This is a genomic window from Stenotrophomonas sp. GD03958 (assembly GCF_029839005.1).
Taxonomy (GTDB): domain Bacteria; phylum Pseudomonadota; class Gammaproteobacteria; order Xanthomonadales; family Xanthomonadaceae; genus Stenotrophomonas; species Stenotrophomonas hibiscicola.
On record NZ_JAOBZT010000034.1, the window covers coordinates 19,660 to 40,747 of the forward strand.

17 protein-coding genes are annotated in these 21,088 nt (G+C 66.9%); 14 read left to right on the forward strand and 3 right to left on the reverse strand.

The window, feature by feature from the left end; translation table 11 throughout:
* Positions 1 to 6: 6 nt before the first annotated feature.
* Both N5C25_RS11650 and N5C25_RS11655 read right to left on the reverse strand, forming a co-directional pair.
* The gene (locus tag N5C25_RS11650; RefSeq protein ID WP_279936975.1) at positions 7 to 5,157 is read right to left on the reverse strand and encodes a YadA-like family protein; all 5,151 of its coding nucleotides are present in this window, start codon (positions 5,155 to 5,157) and stop codon (positions 7 to 9) included.
* A 236-nt stretch (positions 5,158 to 5,393) separates the two neighbouring features.
* Positions 5,394 to 6,374 carry an AraC family transcriptional regulator gene (locus tag N5C25_RS11655; protein WP_021204283.1) on the reverse strand — a complete coding sequence of 327 codons (981 nt, stop codon included), beginning with the start codon at positions 6,372 to 6,374 and terminating at the stop codon, positions 5,394 to 5,396.
* A gap of 683 nt (positions 6,375 to 7,057) precedes the next feature.
* Here N5C25_RS11655 and N5C25_RS11660 point away from each other — a divergent pair.
* The 13 genes from N5C25_RS11660 (at position 7,058) to N5C25_RS11720 (ending at position 19,631) form a co-directional block, all read left to right on the forward strand.
* On the forward strand, positions 7,058 to 7,249 hold the full coding sequence (locus tag N5C25_RS11660; RefSeq protein WP_021204284.1) for a Flp family type IVb pilin: 192 nt from the start codon (positions 7,058 to 7,060) through the stop codon (positions 7,247 to 7,249).
* A 67-nt stretch (positions 7,250 to 7,316) separates the two neighbouring features.
* Entirely contained in the window at positions 7,317 to 7,862 is a 546-nt protein-coding gene (locus tag N5C25_RS11665) for an A24 family peptidase (RefSeq protein ID WP_058982314.1), read from the forward strand.
* Entirely contained in the window at positions 7,859 to 8,335 is a 477-nt protein-coding gene (locus N5C25_RS11670; RefSeq protein ID WP_058982316.1) for a TadE/TadG family type IV pilus assembly protein, read from the forward strand. The genes N5C25_RS11665 and N5C25_RS11670 overlap by 4 nt, the downstream gene beginning before the upstream one ends.
* Before the next feature lie 23 nt (positions 8,336 to 8,358).
* A complete protein-coding gene (cpaB, locus tag N5C25_RS11675; protein WP_262213885.1) occupies positions 8,359 to 9,396 on the forward strand; it encodes a Flp pilus assembly protein CpaB in 1,038 nt (345 codons plus the stop codon).
* A gap of 18 nt (positions 9,397 to 9,414) precedes the next feature.
* Positions 9,415 to 10,773 (forward strand): type II and III secretion system protein family protein, encoded by a 1,359-nt coding sequence (locus N5C25_RS11680; RefSeq protein WP_279936976.1) that lies wholly within the window; start codon positions 9,415 to 9,417, stop codon positions 10,771 to 10,773.
* A 27-nt stretch (positions 10,774 to 10,800) separates the two neighbouring features.
* Positions 10,801 to 12,057 carry a fimbrial protein gene (locus N5C25_RS11685; protein WP_345781920.1) on the forward strand — a complete coding sequence of 419 codons (1,257 nt, stop codon included), beginning with the start codon at positions 10,801 to 10,803 and terminating at the stop codon, positions 12,055 to 12,057.
* Positions 12,042 to 13,391, forward strand: a complete 1,350-nt coding sequence (locus tag N5C25_RS11690; protein ID WP_058982321.1) for a CpaF family protein — start codon at positions 12,042 to 12,044, stop codon at positions 13,389 to 13,391. Before N5C25_RS11685 ends, N5C25_RS11690 begins: the two co-directional genes overlap by 16 nt.
* A 2-nt stretch (positions 13,392 to 13,393) precedes the next feature.
* Positions 13,394 to 14,350 carry a type II secretion system F family protein gene (locus N5C25_RS11695; protein ID WP_279936978.1) on the forward strand — a complete coding sequence of 319 codons (957 nt, stop codon included), beginning with the start codon at positions 13,394 to 13,396 and terminating at the stop codon, positions 14,348 to 14,350.
* A gap of 25 nt (positions 14,351 to 14,375) precedes the next feature.
* A complete protein-coding gene (locus tag N5C25_RS11700; protein ID WP_019659964.1) occupies positions 14,376 to 15,311 on the forward strand; it encodes a type II secretion system F family protein in 936 nt (311 codons plus the stop codon).
* The gene (locus tag N5C25_RS11705) at positions 15,311 to 16,201 is read left to right on the forward strand and encodes a Flp pilus assembly protein TadD (RefSeq protein ID WP_279936979.1); all 891 of its coding nucleotides are present in this window, start codon (positions 15,311 to 15,313) and stop codon (positions 16,199 to 16,201) included. The genes N5C25_RS11700 and N5C25_RS11705 overlap by 1 nt, the downstream gene beginning before the upstream one ends.
* A complete protein-coding gene (locus N5C25_RS11710; protein WP_019659966.1) occupies positions 16,198 to 16,656 on the forward strand; it encodes a DUF3613 domain-containing protein in 459 nt (152 codons plus the stop codon). Before N5C25_RS11705 ends, N5C25_RS11710 begins: the two co-directional genes overlap by 4 nt.
* 8 nt (positions 16,657 to 16,664) lie before the next feature.
* Positions 16,665 to 18,818, forward strand: a complete 2,154-nt coding sequence (locus tag N5C25_RS11715; protein WP_279936980.1) for a TadG family pilus assembly protein — start codon at positions 16,665 to 16,667, stop codon at positions 18,816 to 18,818.
* 99 nt (positions 18,819 to 18,917) lie between these two features.
* Entirely contained in the window at positions 18,918 to 19,631 is a 714-nt protein-coding gene (locus tag N5C25_RS11720) for a DUF2968 domain-containing protein (RefSeq protein ID WP_279936981.1), read from the forward strand.
* 69 nt (positions 19,632 to 19,700) lie between these two features.
* Here the strand turns inward: N5C25_RS11720 and N5C25_RS11725 are convergent, their stop codons facing one another.
* Positions 19,701 to 20,087 carry a hypothetical protein gene (locus N5C25_RS11725; protein ID WP_058982756.1) on the reverse strand — a complete coding sequence of 129 codons (387 nt, stop codon included), beginning with the start codon at positions 20,085 to 20,087 and terminating at the stop codon, positions 19,701 to 19,703.
* A 186-nt stretch (positions 20,088 to 20,273) separates the two neighbouring features.
* Between N5C25_RS11725 and N5C25_RS11730 the strand changes: the two genes are divergently transcribed.
* The coding region (locus N5C25_RS11730) for an alpha/beta hydrolase (RefSeq protein ID WP_279936982.1) at positions 20,274 to 21,088 on the forward strand (815 nt) is incomplete at its 3' end.

A 21,088-nucleotide genomic window follows, 5' to 3' on the forward strand; every position in this document is an offset into this window, starting at 1 on the left:
CGGGGATCACCACTGGATGCCGGCACCGACGGCCACACCGGCCTCGCCACGGCTGTTGGTGGAGCCGCTGAACTTGTAGATCCAGCGACCACCTTCAGAGACACCGGAGATACCGATCGCCACGCCCGACTCGCCGTTGTAGCTGCCAGCGGCGACCGAGGCCATGCTGCGGCCCGCTTCGCTGGGCTGCGGCAGCGCTGCGGTGGCCATCGCCGAAGCGATACCGGCCGAGGCGCGGTTGTCGGTCTTGCGCAGGTCGCGCTCGAAGCCGCCCATGCGCTCGTCGGTGTACGCCTTCGACCAATCCAGGGTCTGCGCCATGCCCGACTTCAGCTGGTCCACGTTGACCGCGTCGGTACCGGCGGTGCCGGCGGCGACGTTGCGCACCGTGGTCGGGCCGCTGCCGGTGGATCCCAGCGTGACGCTGTTGTAGTTGGTCGCACCGTTCACCGTGGTGTCGTAGCGGATGGTGCCCTGCTGCGAGGCCTGCAGCTGGCGCACGTTGACCGCGTCGGTGGCCTGCGAGCCGTCAGCCACGTTGACCACCTGGCGTTCGGCGCCGCTGGCACCCACCGAGACCGTGTTGGCCCGGTTCGCCACCGAACCCGCACCCAATGCCACCGAGTTGTCGGCCTGCGCCTGTGAACCATTGCCGAGCGCGGTCGAGTTGGCACCGGCGGCAGTGGAGCCTGCACCACCCGCGGCCGAGTTGGCGCCGCTGGCGGACGGATCGGCCAGGTTGTTGGTGTTGTTGGCGCGGAAGCTGCCCGCCACGTTGGTGATGTTCTGGATCTTCTGGTCGGTGTACTTCTTCGACTCGTCGATGGCGTAATTCACGCCGTTCTTCAGCTGGCCGACATTGGTCGCGTCGTAGGTGTCCGAGCCGTCGGCAACGTGGGTGATCTTGCGCTCGCTGCCGCTGCTGCCGACCGAGACCTCACCGGCCGAGTTGCTGGCACCGGTCTGGCCGTAGGCGCCGGTATAGCCGCTCTGTGCGCCAACGCTGGCCACCGAACCGGCACCCAGTGCCACGCTGTTGCCGGCGCTGCTGCTGGCACCGTTGCCGACCGCCACGCTGTTGGCACCGGCTGCACTGGCCTGCGGGCCGACCGCCACCGCTTCCGCACCGGCCGCGGTGGCTGCGGCCGCCGTCGAGTTCACCGCCAGGTAGGCACTGCCACCGCCACCGTTGGTGATGCGCTGGTTGAGGACCTTCAACGAGCCATCGACGGCAGTGAAGGCGGCGGTGACGTTGTTGTAATCGCCGCTGGTAAAGGTGCCATCGGTGGCGATGCTGGAGATGCTGAACGTCGGCGCGGTCCACGCGTTGGTGGTGCCGTTGTAGGCAGTGGTGCCGCCGAAGTAGTTGGCGATGGTGCTGTGGGTGCTGAACAGCTGGTCGCCGGTGATGGCGTCGCTGCTGCCGGCCAGGATGCTGCCGGCGGCGACATTGGTGATCTTCACCGCGCCGGTGCCGGTGCCCGTCAGCGTCACGCTGTTGAGCACGTTGCCACTGCCGTCGACATCGTACTTCACGGCCAGCTTGTCGATCTCGCCGGTCTGGTCGGCAACGTTGGCCAGCGAGTTGCTGACCGCATCGAAGGCGGTGCCGACGTCGTTGTAGCTGCCCTTGGTCACGGTGCCGTTGGCGGCGACGTTGTTGATCGAGTACGTCGGTGCGGTCAGCACGCCGCTGGCGCTGACCGCAGCACCACCGCCGAGGTGGGTGGCCACGGCCTGGTTGGCGGCGAACAGCTGGGCCCCGTTGATGGCCTCGCTGCTGGTGGCGCTGACCTGGCCCGGGCCGAGATTGCGCAGCGTGGTGGCGGTGCCGGCCTGGCCCAGCGTGGCGCTGGCATAGTTGACGCTGCCATCGGCGTTGAGGTCATAGCGCAGTGCCCCCTGCTCCGAGGCCTGCAGCTGTCCCACGTTGACCGCATCGGTGGCCGCGGTACCGGCCGCCACGTTGGTGACCTGACGCTCTGCGCCAGCGGCACCGATGGAAACCGTGTTGGCACGATCGGCAAGGCTTCCCGCCCCCACTGCGATGCTGTTGGCTGCCGTCGCCCGCGCATTGGTGCCGACCGCGATCGAATCGGCGCCGCTGGCCACGGCCTCGGTACCGGTCGAGTTCACCCGCAGGTACTTGGTACCGCCGTTGCGGATATCGGTGATCTGCGTGTTGAGGTTGACCAGCGAACCATCCACCGCCGCGAAGGCATCGGTGGCGTTGGTGTACAGGCCCTGGGCGATGGCGCCGGTGGTGGAGATCGTGCTGATCTCGAACAGCGGCGCAGTGAAGGCACCGCTGGCCGGATCGAACGCAGCGCGGCCACCGAAGAAGCTGGCGATGGCGGCGTTGGTCGCAGCCAGTTGGCCACCGTTGACTGCTTCCAGGCTGCCCGCGGTGACCGCGCCGCCGGCCAGGTTGCCGATGGTGGTGGTGCCAGTGCCCGCGCCAAGCGTCACCCGACGGTAGTTCGGGTTGCCGGCACCGTCCAGGTCGTAGGTCACCGCAGCTGCCGCCACATCATCGATCAGGCTGATGGCGCCCTTCAACTGGGCCACATTGACCGCATCGGTGTTGACGCTGCCGGCAGCCACGTTGGTGATCTGGCGCTCGCCGCCACCGGCGGTGCCCACCGATACTTCGCCGGCCGAGACCTGCGGTGCAGTGAGGCCATAAGCGCTGTAGCTGGCCTGCGCGCCGCGCAGTGCAGCCGAACGGTAGCCCAGTGCGACCGAGTTCGCCTGGTTGGAGGTGGCTTCAGCACCCAGCAGGGTCTGGCCGTTGGCGGTACCGACGGCACTGTCACCGACGATCACCGAATGGCCCATGCGCGCAGCGTAGTCTGCGGTCGGGACGCCGGTCGGGTTGGTGGGATCGTTCACGCCATCGCCCGGGAAGGCAACGTTGGCATCGACCCTGGGCAGTTCGTGCCGTGCATTGGCACCGATCACCACTTCCTTCGAGCCGTTGGCGAAGGCGCCGTCGCCCATCAGCACCTGGTAGTCCTGCGCGGCGTTGACGGCCCAGCAGGAGATGTCGGCCAGGGCGATGTCCAGGCACTTGGCGGCCCAGGCCGGCGAATCCTTCGGCAGCAACAGGCCCAGCAGGCCGCCCGGATTGCCGTTGTTGATGTTGTAGATGTAGCTGTCGGAGGTGACGCCACCGATCAGGGTCAGGTGCGAGCTGCCGCCGGTGACAGCGCCGCCGAGGCCATTGAGGGTGCTGCCGACCGGCGACAGGTTGACCACCGGCAGTCCCAGCACATTGACCGTCGAGTAGGTCTGCATCACGTTGGCGTTGCTGAGCTTGAGGTTGCCGTTGCTCAGGTAGCCGTTGCCGCCGAACAGGCTGGTGGTGGTCGGGCCGATCAGCTGCCCGACATTACCGACCAGGCCGCCGGTGCCGATGATCAGGCCAGCGTTCGGGTCGGCCGGAGCCGGCGCCTTCGGGCTGGTCGGCGGGATCGCCGAGGGCTTGGTCAGGCCGAGGCCGCCGAGCGTGCCACCGACCAGGCCGCCTACGGCACTGCCGAGATTGCCGATGGTGCCGTTGAGGTTGCCATTGAGCAGGTTACCGACGGCGCCGCCGACATTGCCGAGTGTATCGCCCAGCAGGCCCCCCAGGCCGCCGGTGCTGCCACCTGTTACGCCGTTGAGTACACCGCTGACGGTGCTGCCTACTGCACCCACCGTATTGTTGAGCGTGCCGCCCACGGCACCGCCAACCGAACCGACCGTGCCGTTGAGTGCACCACCCACGGTGCCGCCGACTGCGCCAACCGTGCCAACCGCACCGTTGAGCGCGCCGCCGACGGTGCTGCCGACCGAAGCGACCGTCCCGTTGAGTGCACCACCCACGGCGCCGCCAACTGCACCGACCGTGCCAACCGCACCGTTGAGCGCGCCGCCGACGGTGCTGCCGACCGAATCGACCGTGCCGTTGAGCGCACCACCCACGGTGCCGCCAACTGCGCCAACCGTACCAACGGCGCCGTTCACTGCACCACCCACCGCGCTACCGACAGTTCCAACGGTGCCTTCGAGCGTGCTGCCCAGTGCTTCGCCCACCGTTCCAACCGTGCCGTGCAAGGCGCCGCCGACCGCACCAACCGTGTTGCCTACGGTGCCATCAAGCACGCCACCTATGGCGCCGCCTGCCGCGCCGACAACACCGCCCACCAGGCCATCGACGCCCAGCGCGCTGTTCTGCGCCGCCACGGTCGCTTGGCCGGCCAGCTTCAGATTGCGGTCGGCCACGACTTCGTGGCCACGCGGCGCCTGCACGCGCACGTTGCCGGCAACACCGGTATCGAAGGCCGCGGTGATCGCACGATCATGAGTCTCGCCCGGCAGCTCCTCCTTGGCCGGCAGCGTGACCGCCGCCGTCGCCTTGACCTGCCCCTGGCCGTCGATCTGGTGGCCCGCCAGCTTCAGCTGCGAATCCACCTTGCCGTCAACGGACGCCTTGAGGCCGGACCGCGAGCCAGCCGGTGCGCCAGCAACAGCGGCGGCCGCCTTGGCACCGGTATCGATCGAGGCCACCTGCGCACCGGCGATGCCAACGCCGGCCTTCGCCTGGGCATCCGCAGCCACACCGAGCGGCGCGTGCGCGGACGGCACAACGTTGGCCGCCAGCGAGGCATCAATCTTCGCCACACTGGACGCTGCGTGTCCCAACCCGGCATTGGCGCGGACATCGGCGGCCAGCGCAGGAACCGCGACCTGCTTCGGCGCAGCGCTCGCCGCCAGCTTCACCTGCACGGTGGCCGGCAGCACGTCGCGTACGATCGGCAGCGAGTTCGTACTCAGCTGCAGGCCGACACGCGCGTCAGCGCTGATCGCCGGACTGCTCTGCGCCTGGCGCGATGCGGCAGCCAGCGCCACTTCCGCGTCGACCTTGACCGGCATCGGCTGCGCGTACTTGGCTGCGAGCGCCTGCAGGTCGCGCAGCGACTGATTGGATTCGGTTGCGCCTGCATGCCCGCTGGCCAGCGCACACAACAGGGCAAGGGCCAGGGCAGTCGGCATCAGCAGTGCACTGCGCGGATCGCGGGCGGCGCTGCCGCCGCTGTCGCCGGTGGCCAGTTCCGAGGCTACAACCAGAGCATTGAGCTGGCGGTTCCATACACGCCGGTAGATGCGGTTCATGAGCATTTCCCCCGTAGGCGAACAACTGGAATGTCAGTGGACTTGCCGTTAGGCAGGTGACTGACATTTCAGCGTTTGCAACGGCGGTGGCGCACTTCAATCCGGCACGGCAATCGCGCATTCCGGCAAATCCACGGCCGGATCCGGCAGCCGTCTATGCAGAAGCGGCAGCATGATCGGCAAACGGATGCGCAATTCCGGCACAAATGCCGTGGAAACCCTTGCGGGACCTTGGCTCAGGCCGGCTGGCCGATCTGCGCGGGCGCGCGCATCAGGGTATCGCGCGGCAGTTCGCCGAATACCTTGCGATAATTGTCAGCGAAGCGCGAGAGGTCCCAAAGCCCGCAGCTGAGCGCGATGGCCTTCACCGAGCGGCGGCTGGAATCGGCCATCGACAGGCTCCGGCAGGCGGCACACAGGCGCAGCATGGAGAGGTACCGGTTCGGCGAAGTGCCGAACAGGTCCTCGAATGCATAACGCAGGCCGCGCTCGCTGACGCCAGCGGCATCGCAGATTTCATTCATGTAGATGTTGCGGCGCAGGTTGAGCCGCATGAAATTCTCGGCACGCTGAGCAATCAGATAATGTGTGCGCCGCGCACGGCTGCAGCCCGGGCGGTCGGCGGTACCCGCGCCCAGCAGTGCCTGCACATGCTCATGCAGCAGCCGCTCGGCTTCTTCCGGCTGCAGGCCGGAACCCTGCCCCAGCTGCAGGTGCAGCTGCTGATAATGGCGCGCCAACGGCGCTGCTTCGTTGGCCAGGCTGAACAACGAGAGTGCCTGCCCAGCCGGTGGCGTGCTGCGCAGGCTCAGTTCGGTCAGCTTGCGCTGCACGCGCGCCGCCGGCACCAGCATCAGCGTCATGTGCGTGCCCGGGCTCAGGGTGAACTCGCTGATGCCCTCCGGCATCACGGTCAACGCCATACCCGCCGCAAGCGGTACACCGTGGCACCAGCTCAGCGTCTCATCGGTGGCGTGCAGATAGCCGAGCATCGCCCAGTCCGGCGGCAGCATGAAGCGGCCACGGCAATGGAATCCACAGCTGATGCTGCAGAACAACGCCTCCTCGTGCACGCGTGAAGCGAAGGCTGCCCGCGGCCCATTGCCATCGAGCAGAAGCAGTTCAACATCACATACACGAAGCACGCCGCTCAGCGTCGCCAGGTCGATCGACCGCAGGCCGCTGTCGTCGCTGTCTCCTACCCCACCATCGACCATGACAGTGTCGTCCCCCGATTATCCGTCGTGCGATACGGCCCCCACTGCCTGACAGGGCGCGCACCTCTCATGGAATCTCTTCCATCGCCGGGATGCGCGCCAGCAAAGTGCGCACCCCAAAAGAAACGCGAGTACTTGAATACGAGTATGCCCGATAATTCAGCGGGGTAAACATCTGCCCGCGTTGAATAGGATGGATACAGACGTGAAAATCATGCTGACGTGATTGGCACAGTTCTCGCATTCGACTGAACCCAAAATCACATTATCTGCACGTCGATGAATCGTTGTGCGAGCGAACGGATTTCCGTCACAGAACCCGCGTGAAAAATTAAGGACCGAAGGGATTCTGCCGAATTTGCATATAGGTTCCGGTTGCAGCCGGCCGCCATTCAGGCAAAGTCGATAACACGGTGATCCGGTCTTTGATAATGACCGCACCCAGGGGGACAGCATGACCATGCACGTATCGCTCGACACGTCGACCACCGGCCCCGCGCCGCGCGGTCGCGGTTGTGCGAACGGCGTCCCGCCTGGAAGCGATCACCCTGCTTGAGCACAGCGGGTCCATCCCGCCTTGCCTCCTCCGCCAGGACGTGCGGAGGTCCACGGACGATCCCGGCGGAGCCGGGCCACCGCCCAACAGGTGTCCTGTAGCAGACAGGTAGAGGGAGACAATCGTCATGAACGCATCGATCCGCAAGTTCCTGAAGGAAGAAGATGGTGTCACCGCGCTCGAGTACGGGCTGCTGGCCGCTGTGATTGCGGGAGTGCTGATCGCACTGGGCAGTACGCAGATCCAGACATTCTTCAGCACGCTCTTTGAGAATCTCACCAAGCTTGCCAACAAGGCTTCAGGCAGCACGCCCGCCTGAGCCGCCTCCTGGATTGGATCAGGGACAGCAACTGCTGAGCGTCCACTGACGGGCGACGGAGTGTGCGATGACACTGCTGGGTTTATTGGCCATCGGCGTATGCCTGCGGATCGCGATCAGCGATCTGTACGCCCGGCGGGTGCCCAACGCCTGGCTGCTGTCCGCATGCGCGATCACCGTTGTCGTGCTCATCGCCGGACAGTTCAACGCGCCGCGCCTGCCGTGGGCTTCCCACGTTGCCGGCGCGGCGCTCGGCCTGGTCGCATTGCTGCCGTTCCATGCGTTGCGCTGGATGGGCGCCGGGGATGTCAAGTTCTTTTCCGTGCTGGGATTGATGCTGGGCTGGCAGACACTGCTGCCGATCTGGATCGCGGCCAGCCTCGCAGCGGGCGCACATGCCGCGTTGGTGCTGGCGTCACGCCGGGTGGGTCCAGTACTGCCCATCGGCCTGCAAGCCCAGCTGAACCGGGCCAGTTCGCAGTGGCATTCACACCCGGCGCTGCGCGACATGCAGAACGCCCGCCAGGGACGCCATGGCATTCCCTATGCAGCCTACCTGGCCGTGTCGGCCATCGCCTGGATCCTCATCACTACGTATGGAGGTGTGCCATGAACACCCCCAACCCGCGCCGGCAACGTGGTGCGGCCAGCATCGAGTTCGCCTTGATGCTCATGCTGGGCCTGCTGCCACTGCTGCTGTTTACGTTCTCCGGCGTGATGATCATGGCGGCCCAGCAGACGCTGGCAACCGCTTCGGCCGAGGGTGCGCGCGCATCGCTGCGCTATGGCAGCGCCAATGAACGTCGTACCGCGGCGTGTATTGCGGCGCGCAGCTCGATGCAGTGGCTGCTGAACTTCTCCGGGCAGTCCGTCGACTGCAGCAATGGGGGAAGCAACGCCATCCTGGTTTCCGCGCAGGCGCCCTGCGCCGGACTGGCCAGCGCCCAGTGCATGACCGTGACCGTCAGCTACGACTACGCAAGCCATCCCTTCCTGCCCGGCACCGCCACGCTCTACAAGTGGGTAATGCGGGCTCCCATCCGCAGCGTGGCGGTCGCGCAACTCGACCTCGGCAGCGGCAACTGACGATCGCTACAGGAGACGGTTCCATGCTCAAGTTGACCCGCATCGCCGCCGTCGCCCTGATCGGGTTGGCCGTGCTGCTGGCGGTCATCGCCCTGATGATCGGGCGCAGGCAAGCCGCGCCGGCCACGGTTGCCCCGGCCGCGCAGAGCGAAGCCCAGGCAATCACCGTGGTGGAGGCGGTGGCGCGACTGCCGGCCGGCGAACCCATTTCTGCCAATGGACTGCGCCTGGCGCAGCGCAGCGCCCCGGTTGCCGGTGCCGCCTCCAGCATTTCCGCCGTGGTGGGAAAGGTGCCGGTGCAGGACATTGCCGAAGGCACGGCAATCAGCAGCAATGCGCTTGCGCAGGGATTCTCGCTGCAGCTGCGCCCCGGAGAGCGCGCACTCGCGGTACCGGTTGACGAGTTGGTGGGCGCCGGCAACCGCATCGTGCCGGGCGATTTTGTCGACGTGTTCCTCAACCTGCGCAACGCCCAACCCAACGCCAGCGGGCCGGCCGATGCAGCACAGACGCGCCTGCTGTTGTCGCGCCTGCGCGTGCTCAGCTATGGCCAGCAGGACATCGCCCTGGCCAACTCTGGCGCTGTCGCCAGCACTGAAGCCGATGCGCGCAACGATCCACGCGCCGCCGACATCACCGGAAGCAGCAGCACCCAGAGCACGGGCAGCGAGACCACCCAGCCGGCACGCAGCGCGGTACTGGCGGTACCGGTGGCCGACGCCAACCGGCTGTTGCTGGGTGCGCAGCAGGGCAAACTGTTCCTGGCCCTGCGCAACCCTGCCGATCCCGGCCAGCCCGATCTGGCGCTGTTCCCGCAGGCACGCGGTGTGATCGATCCGCTGCGGGGGCTGGATGCGGAACAGCAGCTTGCGCTGCAACGGCCGGAGAATCACGCCTACGCCGGCATCGACGGTGATGCATTGGCCGGCCGCAGCAACACGCCGGCCCGCAGCACCCAGGATGCCCCGGCACGGACACTCGCACCCCGGCGCAGCGCCCCGCGCGCATCGGGTATCGAAATCATCCGGGGTGACAGCTCCGCCCCCCGTGGTTCCCTTTGACCTGCATCGAGCGCATCCATGACCGAACGTCGCCGCAGTCCACGCCCTTCCCCCCGCCAGCGCTGGCTGGCCCTGCTGCTGGTGCTGCTGGCACCGGCGACGAGCGTGGCCGCCGACGACCTGGTACTGCAGACGCGCGAGCAGCGCCCCTGGCCCCTGCCGGGTGACCTGGAGCGGGTGGCCATTGCCGACCCGGGCGTGGCCGATATCGTGATGCTGCGCGGCCAGCGCCAGGCACTGCTGGTCGGCAAGGCACCGGGCACCACCACGCTCCTGCTCTGGCACCGCAAGCAGGCCGAGCCACAGCGCCTGCAGGTGCGGGTACAAAGCGCGGTGCAGGGCGCGGCCGACGCGGGCGCGAACGGACTGGTGTTCACCCAGCAGGACAATCAGGGCCTGCTGCAGGGAAGCACCGACAGTGTGCTGTCGCACATGCAGGAACAGAAGACCGCCGCGATGGCCCTGGGCAAGGACGGACTGCTTGCCGACGCATCGACGGTAAGCAGCGGCGGCGTCGTGCAGGTCGAGGTCAAGGTGGTCGAATTCAACAAGACCGCTCTGAAGCAGATCGGCATCAGCTTCCAGAACCGCAATGGCAACTTCGCCTACGGATTCGCCCGCCCGGGCGGCCAGCTGCCGGGCAACACCGGCATCCTGCCCGGCATGCAGGAAGGCAACTCCAGCAACGAAGCCGAATCGCCCATTTCTTCGGCGTTCCGCCTGGTGTTCGGCTCGACCAAGGGCCTGTGGAATGCCGACGTCGACCTGCTGCAGAACAATGGCATGGCGCGCGTGCTGGCCGAACCTACCCTCGTCGCATTGTCCGGCCAGAGCGCCAGCTTCCTTGCCGGCGGCGAGCTGCCAATCCTGGAGCCGCAGGGGCTGGGCACCACCACGATCACCTACAAGCCCTTCGGCATCGGCCTGACCGTGACACCGACGGTACTGGCGCCGAACCGCATCGCCTTGAAAGTCGCGCCGGAAGCCAGCGACCTGGACTACAGCAACGCCATCGCGCTCAATGGCGTGCACATTCCATCGATCACCACCCGCCGCGCCGACACCACGGTCGAGCTGGGCGATGGCGAGAGCTTCGTGATCGGTGGCCTGGTCAGTTCCAACGTGGTTTCCAGCGTCGGCAAGATTCCGCTGCTGGGTGACCTGCCGGTCATCGGCTCGTTCTTCCGCAACTTCGACTACAAGCGCCAGGACAAGGAGCTGGTGATCATCGTCACGCCACGCCTGGTGAAGCCGCTGGCCCGCAACACCGAACTGCCACTGCCCGGCGACCGCGAAGCCAAGCCGCACATGCCCGAATGGGGCGCCTGGCTGCTGGGTCCAATCAGCCAGGACCCGGTACCCGGCTTCTCACGCTGATTCCATGATGCCTGCGATACCACGCCCATGCCCTACGCCACTGCCCAGCCGCTGCATCCGCAAGGACCGCCGATGAACCTGGTCCTGTACGGAATGGATCGCGAACTGCTGCCCCGGCTGGCGGCCAAACTGCCGCCGACCACCACCCTGCACTGGCAGGACAGCAGCGCCCCGACCTCCGCACAGGACCTGCACCGCGGGCCGCAGAACCTTGTGCTGCTCGACTTCCGCCCCGAGCATGCCGCCGCCTCCAGCGTGCTGGCGCAGCAACTGCAACAGACAGAACCGGACCTGGCACTGGTTGCCGTCGGTGCCACCAGTGCCGGACAGGTAGAGGGTGTCGTCATCGCACTGCGGGCGGGCCTGCGTGACGTACTGGACCTGGACAGCGACAACGCCGGTGTCGAGGCCGCACTGCGTCGTGCCCTGTCACCACGACCAGCTGCCGCCGCGCAGCACGCGCACAAGGCGCGCCTGATCGTCCTGCTGGGCGTGCGCGCCGGGGTTGGCACCAGTACGATGGCCGCGCACCTTTCGGTGCTGGCACAGCAGACCCGTGCGCTGGCACAGGGCGAGGCAGTGCAGCAGGACGGCCTGCTGATGGAACTGGCCCAGCCTTCGGGTGACCTTGCGCTGTACCTCAATCTGGACAGCCGCTTCCATTACGAAGACGCGCTGCGCAACGCCAGCCGCATCGACGCCACCCTCGCCCGCACGGCCATGGCCCGGCACGATTCCGGGCTGGTGCTGCTGGACCGCGCCAGCGGAAGCGACGCAGTGCCGCCGTCCGATCCGGCTGCGCTGCTGCAGCGCCTGCGCACCGTGTTCGCCAGCGTGCTGTGTGATGCCGGCGGCTGCCCGGTGCGCCAGCTGCCACCGCTGCTGCTGGACCAGGCCGACGAGATCTGGCTGGTCACAGATGCCTCGATCGCCACGCTGGTGTCGCTCGATCAGGCACTGAAGCACCTTGCCGGGCAACGCGAACGCGAGAAGCGGCTGCAGCTGGTGATCAACCGCCACGATGACAGCAGCGGAATGAGCCCGGAGCAGATTGCGCGCCGCTTCGAGGTGCCCCTGCTGGCCACGCTTCCCGAGCGCCCACGCGTGCGCCTGTCAGCGAGCCAGGGCCACCTGCTGCTGCAGGATGCGCCGCGTGACCCCTATCTGCGTGCCCTCGCCCCACTGGTTTCGCGCCTGGACCCGGCCGCTTGCCGGGTGCAGGCGCAGGGCCTGCGGGAAAGACTCTCCCTTGCCCTGGGTGGATCGCAATGGAAGACAAGGTAACCCCTTTCCCGCATGCCGTTGCCCGGCCGGTGCTGCCCGAAAGCACGCCGGGCCATCAGCCGTTCGCGCAGACCGAGCAGTACCAGAAGGTGCTGTCGGCAGCGCATGAGCACCTGCTCAACAGCATCGAGGACGAGCGCATCGACATCGATTCCTGGGCGCCCGACACCATCGCCCGCTGGGTGCAGGTGCAGACGGTGAGCTTCATCCAGGAGTGGCGCATCCCGATCAACGAAGAAGAGATGCAGGTGGTCGCCGACGGCCTGGTCAAGGAGCTGACCGGCTTTGGCCCGCTGGACGACCTGCTGCACGACCCGTCCATCGAAGACATCCTGATCAACGGTTTCAAGGATGTGCATGTTTCCCAGGGTGGCCAGCTCAAGCGGGCCACCCAGCGATTCACCGACGATACGCACCTGCTGCGCATCCTGCGACGTATCCTGGCCCCGCTCGGGCGCCGCCTGGATGACTCCAACCCGATGGTCGATGCGCGTTTGCCCAACGGCGGCCGTCTCAACGCGATCATCTCGCCGCTGGCCGTGGACGGACCGATGGTGTCCATCCGCAAGTTCCGCAAGGATCCATTCACTCCCGATGAACTGCTGGCCAAGGGCACCTTCGACGAACCGATGCACGCCCTGCTGAAGGCGATGGTGCTGGGCCGCTGCAACATCCTGGTATCCGGCGGCACCAGCTCCGGCAAGACCTCGCTGCTGAACGCCCTGGCCAGCTACGTCCCCGCGAACGAGCGCGTGATCACCGTCGAGGACACCGCAGAACTCTCGCTCAACCACCCGCATGTGGTCCGCCTGGAAAGCCGCATCGGTGGCGCCGAAGGCCATGGCGCGGTGAGCATCCGCGATCTGGTCCGCAACAGCCTGCGTATGCGCCCTGATCGCATCGTGGTGGGCGAGGTGCGTGGCGCCGAGGTGCTGGAAATGCTGCAGGCCATGAACACCGGCCACGACGGTTCGATGGCCACCATCCACGCCAATTCACCACGCGACTGCCTGTACCGGATCGAGATGCTTGCTGGATTTGCCGGCTTCCAGGGCAGCGAGGACAGCCTGCGCCGGCAGATCGCCAGTGCCATCGACTTCATCGTGCAGATCTCGCGCCTGGGCAGCGGCCGCCGCGTGCTGGTATCGATCACCGAGATCACCGGTGTCAGCGACAACCTGATCACCACCCAGGAAATGTTCCGCCACGAACTGCAGATCGACGGCAACGGCAAAGAGATCGATCGCTGGGTCGGGCTGGGCTTCCATCCACACTCGCACAAGCTGGAGCCGTTCCGCCAACAGCTGCGCGAATCGCTCTACGGAGACTTCTGAGCATGGGAACCGGCGCGCTGCTGGGCATGTTGAGCATCATCGCGGTGCTGCTGGCGCTGGCAGCCTGGCTGTGGGGCACGGCCAGCAGCCGTGAACAACGCCAGGTTTCAATGCGGCACGCCGAGCAGCAACTTTCGCGCGGAAGCGCCACGGGCGGGGCACCCGCCGGGCCGTCCGTCACCGCTGCCAACGATCCGGCGCGGCCCGCCAGCACCGGGCGCCGCGTGCTGCCGCTGGATGGCCTGCTGCAGCGCGCAGGGCTGCAGATCGGCTGGAAAATCCCCATCATGCTGCTGGTACCGGGGCTGGTACTGTCGGTGGTAGCGATGGCGCGGCTGGGCACCGCGTGGATGTTTCCGCTGACCCTGCTGCTGTACCTGCTTGGCTGCTGGCTGTGGGTGATGCGGCGGACCACGAAGCTGCGTGCGCAACTGCTGCATCAGCTGCCGGACTTCCTCGACAACCTGGTGCGGCTGACTGCACTGGGCAACAGCCTGCAGGCCGCGTTCCAGGTTGCGTCGATGCAGACCAGCACGCCGTTGCGCGGGCTGCTGGACACCACGGTGCGCTTTGCGCGCAGCGGCATGGAGTTGGACCGTGCACTCGCGCAGGCCGCGCAACCCTATCGCATGGAGGTGCTGAAGGTGTTGTCGGTGGTGATCGGTGTCAGCGTGCGCATCGGCGGGCGCTCCGACCAGATCCTGCAGCGCATGGGTGATTTCATGCGCGACCTGGAACAGGCGCAGCAGGAGCTTTCGGCGACGACCTCCGAGACACGCATGTCTGCGTGGGTGCTGGGCCTGCTGCCACCGGCCTGCGCGGTGCTGATGGCGATCGCCAGCCCGGACTTCTTCCAGCCGGTGCTGCACGATCCGCTTGGCCACAAGATCCTGCTGCTTGCACTGGGCATGGAGCTTGTCGGCGGCTTCCTGCTGTATCGCCTGGCCAAATCGCTATGAACCCCCGCCCAGCCGGAGACGACCGATGAGCGCCAGCGCCTGGTTCGCCCTCTCCCTGCTCGTGCTGGCTGCCGGCATCGCCCTGCTGGGTATCGGCGGCTGGATACGCAGCCATCGTGAGCAGCGTACAACGGCCACGTTGAAGACCGCCCTGCAGCCGCGCGAGACGTCCCGTGACACCGAACCTGCACGGCACGATTCGCTGGGCTGGCTCGAACGCTTCGGTCGTGCCCTCAGCGGCGGCCGCCTGGAAACGGCATTGCTGGCCAATGAAGATCGGCTGCTGTTGGATCTGGCCGGGTGGAACACCCGTCGCGGTACGGCCATCTACCTCGGCCTGCGCCTGCTGCTGGCCGTGCTGGTGCTGGCACTGGTGCTGACTTTCAGCAGCGTCACCGGGCTGGCCAGGATCATGGTGATCATCGGTGCCTTGGCCGCTGGACTGCTGTTGCCCAAATTCGTTCTCTCTTCCTGGGTGAAGCGGCGCCGGCGTGCAGTCGAAACCGAGCTGCCGCTGCTGATCGACCTGCTGCGCCTGCTGCAGGGCGTAGGCTTCAGCATGGACCAGAGCCTGCAGACGCTCGGCGACAAGCTTCGCGATGCATTGCCGGTACTCGGCAGCGAACTTCAGGAGGCCAATGTCGCCTATACCCATGGCCGCACGCGCGCGCAGTCCCTGCGGCGGCTGAGCGAGGTCTATGCCGACGATGACCTGACCAGCCTGATGCAGCTGATCCTGCAGGTGCATGCCCATGGCGGTGCGGTGCAGGAGCCCCTGCGGCAGTTCAGCCTCCGCCTGCGCGAGCAGCGTCGCAACACGTTGAAGGAAAAGGTCGGCAAGCTCTCGGTGAAGATGACCGTGGTGATGATGCTGACCCTGCTGCCAGCGTTGATGCTGGTGCTCGCCGGGCCGGCGCTGGTCGCGCTGGCCACCACCCTGTCCAAGATGGGATCGCCCTGATGCCTGCCCTGCGCACCTCCTGCCTGCTGCTTGCCCTCGCCGCCATCACCAGTGGTTGTGGGTCGACCACGCCGAAGTACCTGCGCGCGCCCAGCCTGGCTGCGCCCGAACCGGCACCGCAGGACAGCCGCAATGCGTACCTGGAGTTGATCGAGCGCATGCAGCAGCAAGGCGCGTGGTATGCCTCGCTCGCCCACGTCGACGCCTTCCGCCAGCGTTACGGCGACCCGCCGGCATTGCGGCTGCTGCAGGCCGATGCGCTGCGAGAGACCGGCCAGGCCGATGCCGCGATCGCACTGTACCGCGCGCTTTGCAGCGGCCCCCAGGCCGCCGCAGCCGCGCATGGGCTCGGCCTGATCGCCGCGCGCCGAGACGACGACGCCGGCAGCGAGCAGGCGCTGGCACGGGCAACCCAACTGCAACCGTTGAATACCAGCTATCTCGGCGATCTGGGCTATGCGAGGCTGCGCGCCGGGCAGTTCGAGCGCGCGCGCGAACCCTTGGCCAAGGCCCTGGAACTGTCCCCAGGCAATGCCAAGGCCACCGCCAACCTCGCCCTGTGGGCGGTGCTGCGTGGCGACACCGCCACCGCCGAGCGCCTCGCCCAGCAGGCCAACCTCAACAAGGACACCCGGCTCAGCATCCAGCAGCAGGCGGCGCAGATCCGGGCCCGCCTGCAGCAGCGCCAGGCCGCAGCGGCTGCTGCGGCGGTCGTGCCGCCCCCTGTGCGCGCTGTCGACAGCGACGCCACCAACAACCCGCGCGGCGTCACGCGACTGGCGGCGGAACCGCGCCGCGACAGCCGCGACGAACGCGATCCACAGCGCCTGCCGCCCTCGATGCTGGAACGCTTCAGCGCCAACGACCACCCGAACGGAAACACACCATGACCGCGACGCCCCTGGCCCGACGCCTGCTGCCCGCTCTGATCTGCCTGCTGCCGGCCGCCGCAGTGCAGGCGCAGCAACAGCCGCTCACCGGACAGATGCTTGGCCGCAGCACACCGGCAGCGCCGGCTGCGCAGCCGCTGCAGTCCGAGTCATTGCCCGCCGTGGACCTGGCGGCCCGGCCCGCACCAGTGCCGCAGGCGGCGCCTGCTGCAGTGGACATCACCGACGGCAACGCTGCAACCGCGCGACCCGGCCGCAGCCAGATCGGTGATACCGCGCGCAACCTGTTCCGCCTGCAGGCGTCCGGACAGCAGGCCGGGCAGCACCTGCCGATCCTCGGCGACCAGGCGACGCTGAGCTACGCACGCTACATGAAGAGCTTCGAACACGAGATCCCGGACTTTTTTGAGACCGATGTCGCCAAGTCCAAGGGATCATCCTCATCCGGACGCTGAGGTAGGCCATGAAACGCCCACGCCAGTTCAGTTTCAGCCGCGCACGGGGCGGCATGTCGATCACCATGATGCTGGTCATGCTGGCGTTGCTGGCGATGCTGGGCCTGATCGAGATCGGCTACCTGCTCTGGGCCAAGCGCGATGCGCAGAAAGTTGCTGATCTGGCCGCACTGGCCGGAGCGCAACGACTGGAGCTGTGCACCTCGGACAACAGCGACAACAGCGCTGCGCGGCACAGCGCACTCACCCAGAACACGTTCGAAGGGAGCCTGCAGATCCGCTGCGGCAACTGGAGCGCCAACCGCACCACCGCCAACCGCTTCGTCACCACCATCGATGCCAGCAACCCGCGCAACGCCGTGCAGGTCGTCGCGCAGCGCAGCGTGCTGCCGTTCTTCGGGCAGAACACCACCCTGCCCACCGTCAGCGTGGAGGCCGTGGCCCGACGTTCCGAACCGACTGCGGTGTTCGCGGTCGGTTCGCAGCTACTGCGCACCAATGGCGACTCGGTACTGCTGTCAACCCTGCGCCTGGTCGGCCTGGATGTGACCAACGCCACCGTGCTCTCCTATGACGGCCTCGCCCAGGCCAACATCACGCCATCGGGCCTGCTCAAGGCGTTGAACATCCCGGTCAGCGCCAACCTCAGCGTGGCCGACTTCAACCGCCTGCTGTCGGTCAACAAGGTTTCGCTGGCGCAGCTGGTCGACGCCACCGCCACCGTGGTCGGCCGCGACTCCACGGTGGGCGTGCAGCTGCGCGCCCTGTCCGACCTGGTTGCCACCCAGCTGGACATCAACAAGCTCAACATCGTGCTGGGCAGCCAGTCCGGCGGCGGCGGCCTGTTCGCCGAAGTCGTCTCGCCCGACGGCACGGTCGGCAGTGCACTGGAGTCACAGATCAACGTGCTCAACCTGATCAACACTGCGATCTCCATCGCCAACGATGGCAACGGCGTGGCGGTCAAGGGGCTGGACCTGCTGGGCATCAAGATCCAGGCCGGCGTGGTCGAGCCGCCATCGATCGCCATCGGCGGTGTCGGCAGCCGCGCCTACAACGCGCAGGTAAGGCTGGTGGCAGACGTGGACAGCAACAACCTGTTCGCACTGGGGCCACTTCTGAACCTGCTGGGCACGCGCCTGCACCTGCCGCTGCATGTCGATGTCGCCAACGGAATGGGAACGCTGACCGGAATCCAGTGTGGCGCCAATCCACCCAGAGCCACCATCCAGGTGGATTCGTCGGTCCTGCGGGCCTGCGTCGGCAACGTCGATCCATCGCAGCGTTTCTCGAAGAACAATGTCTGCGACGCGACGCTGAACAACGAACAGCTGCTGAAACTGCTCGGACAACCCCTGATCAACGACAAGATCACGCTGCCGGCCCTGACCAGCTCGCAGAACCTCACCCTGGCCGCTGGCGAAACCGGCTCGACGCGCATCAATCCACTTGCTCTCGGCAACGCAGTATCCGACCTTGTCAATGAGCTGCTGCGCGTGCTGTCGGGCATGCTCAGTTCACCCAAGCAGGGCATGAGTGCCAACGACACGGCCAAGGCCCTGGCCGACCGTTACCTGCAGGCCACCTTCCCGCCGAACACCCGGTATGAGGTGGACAAGTTGATTCCACTGCTGCGCGATGGCGACGCCAGCCGGCAACTGGCCCCGCTCAACAGCTGGACCGTACCCGGAGGCCTGCCCTACGCCTGTGGCCTGCTGAACCTGTCCACCTGCCACAAGGACGGTCCGGTCTGGGATGCGTTCAAGGTGACGGTCACCGGTCAAGGACTGGGCGTGCTCGATGGACTGCTCGGCTCGCTGGTGGGCGGCCTGCTGATCAACCGCTGCGACAGCCTGCTGGGCAACCTGATCGACTACAACGGCTGCGTGCGCAACAACCTGGCCTCGTACATACAGACCGCGCCGGCCGGGTTCCTTGACGGCACCGGCGGCGCCGGCGTCACCAACCCCGATGGCACGGTCAGCTGCAGCGGCCTGCTGTGCACGCTGCTGAAGCCGATCCTGTCCGCCTTGCGCCCGGTCCTCAACAGCGTCGGCACCTTGCTGACCAACCTGCTGGCCAGCGTGCTGGGCCTGGAACTGGGTCGCACCGACGTCAACGTGCAGTCGATCCAGTGCAGCGCCGCACAGCTGGTCTACTGACCCGTGACGGGCGCCCTTGGCGGCGCCCGCGCACATGCTAGACTCCCGGCGGGGAACCACTTTCATCTCAACCCACACTCATCCGTGGATGGTCTAGACATGCGAGAAACTTCAGGGGGCGCGGTCTTCGCCCGGCGCGCGTACGGCGCGGCACTGCTGGCCGTGAGCATGATGCTGGTGGCACCAGCGGCGATGGCTGCCCGTGGCGACCGCGAAGCTGCCGCAGAGCCGGCCGCGCGTAGCGCACCGATGGTGCGCAATACCGTTGACGAGCTCAAGCAGCTGATGGATGCCCGCCAGCTGACCGAGCTGCGCACCACCTACAACGGCAATTACGGCGCCAGCCTGCTGTTCAACGCCAATACCCTGACCTACTACGTCGCCCTGTTCCAGGAGAAGAATTTCTGGCGGGTGATCAAGACTGACGCCGTCGACAACGCCGAGCGTGTCTACCGCACCTTCGCGCAACAGTCCGAGCAGCTTGCCCAGGTCTACATCGACACCACCCGCCTGGAAGCCGGCAAGCGCTATACCGAGCGCCTGGTGGCCTACAACGAGGAACGCCTGCGCACCCTGCAGCAGGAAATGGAACAGCAGCAGGCGCAGTCGGCCCAGGTCAGCGCGGCCCTGCAGCAGGCCCAGCAGCAGGCAGTCAGCCTGAGCAGCGACGTGCAGAGCACGAACAGCCAGCTGGACGCCCTGCAGCGCCGCATCCAGATCCTGCAGGCCGAACAGGGCAACCCGGAGCTGAGCCTGCCCAAGCCGGACAGCGTGCCCTCGCCGGCACCGGCGACGGCCAGCGACGGTCGCTGAGGTCCAGCACCTCGCATCCTGTCCAACGGCGCCTGCGGGCGCCGTTGTCGTTTCCAGCACCATTTCGTTTCAGCGACACGCCTCATGCACGGCATCGTCCAGTTGCCGGCGCTGCACGAAGTCCATGCGCTTGCCATTGGCCAGCACCTTTGCGCGTTGCTGCCGCGCGCGCTCACAGGCGGCAGGATCCGCGCTGATCGATATCAGTGCAGCCCGTGCACGCGCCTGCCGTACCACACGCGGGCGGCTTGAGGCCGGGCTCGCTGGCTTGGCCACGGTCGCACCTGTCGAAGGCGGCTCCGGCGGCACCTCCCAGCGCCATTCCGCACGCCCTTGGCACGGCGTCTGCTGGTAGACAGGATGCGGCCCGTCCACGCATTTGTAGACGTTGGTCCGGGCGTGCGCCGCCGTGGTCAGCAGCAGGCACACCCACAGGCTCCAGAACGCATTCGACATTGCAGGCTCCTCGACAGGGCAGCCGCCATCGTCAATGCCGGAACGGCTTCGTGCTAGAGCGATATGCGTCACATCAGGGGCAATCCAGCACAGCCGTGCAAGTCGCCGCTCTGGCGCTGCGCTGTACTGCCGGAGGCTCCGGCATCCACGCCGCGGCCGTCCCTCCCTTCCGCCAAGGAAACCACAATGAGCAACTTCATCACCGTCGCCGACGGCGCCCGCATCTTCTACAAGGATTGGGGTACCGGCCAGCCGATCGTCTTCGCCCACGGCTGGCCGCTGTCGTCCGATGCCTGGGATCCGCAGATGCTGTTCATGGGCCAGAACGGCTTCCGCGTGGTCGCCCATGACCGTCGCAGCCACGGCCGCTCCAGCCAGACCTGGGACGGCAACAACATGGACACCTACGCCGATGACCTGGCTGCAGTGATCGAGACGCTGGACCTGAAGGAAGCGATCCTGGTCGGCCATTCCACCGGCGGCGGCGAAGTGGCCCACTACGTCGGCCGCCACGGCAGCAAGCGCGTGGCCAAGGTGGTCCTGGTCGGCGCGGTGCCACCGCTGATGCTGAAGACCGATGCCAACCCGGCCGGCACGCCGCTGGAGGTGTTCGACGGCATCCGCAAGGGCACGGGCGGTGACCGCTCGCAGTTCTTCAAGGACCTGACCACACCGTTCTTCGGTGCCAACCGCGATGGCAATACCGTCACCCAGGGCATGCGTGATGCGTTCTGGCTGCAGGGCATGCTCGGTGGCGTCAAGGGCCAGTACGACTGCGTGCACGAATTCTCGGAAGTGGACTACACCGAAGACCTGAAGAAGATCGACGTGCCGGCGCTGGTGGCACACGGCGATGACGACCAGATCGTGCCGTTCGATGCCTCGGCGAAGCTGTCCTCGCAGATCATCAAGGATGCCGAGCTGAAGGTGTACGCCGGTGCGCCGCATGGCCTGACCATCACCCACGCCGACCAGTTCAATGCCGACCTGCTCGCGTTCGC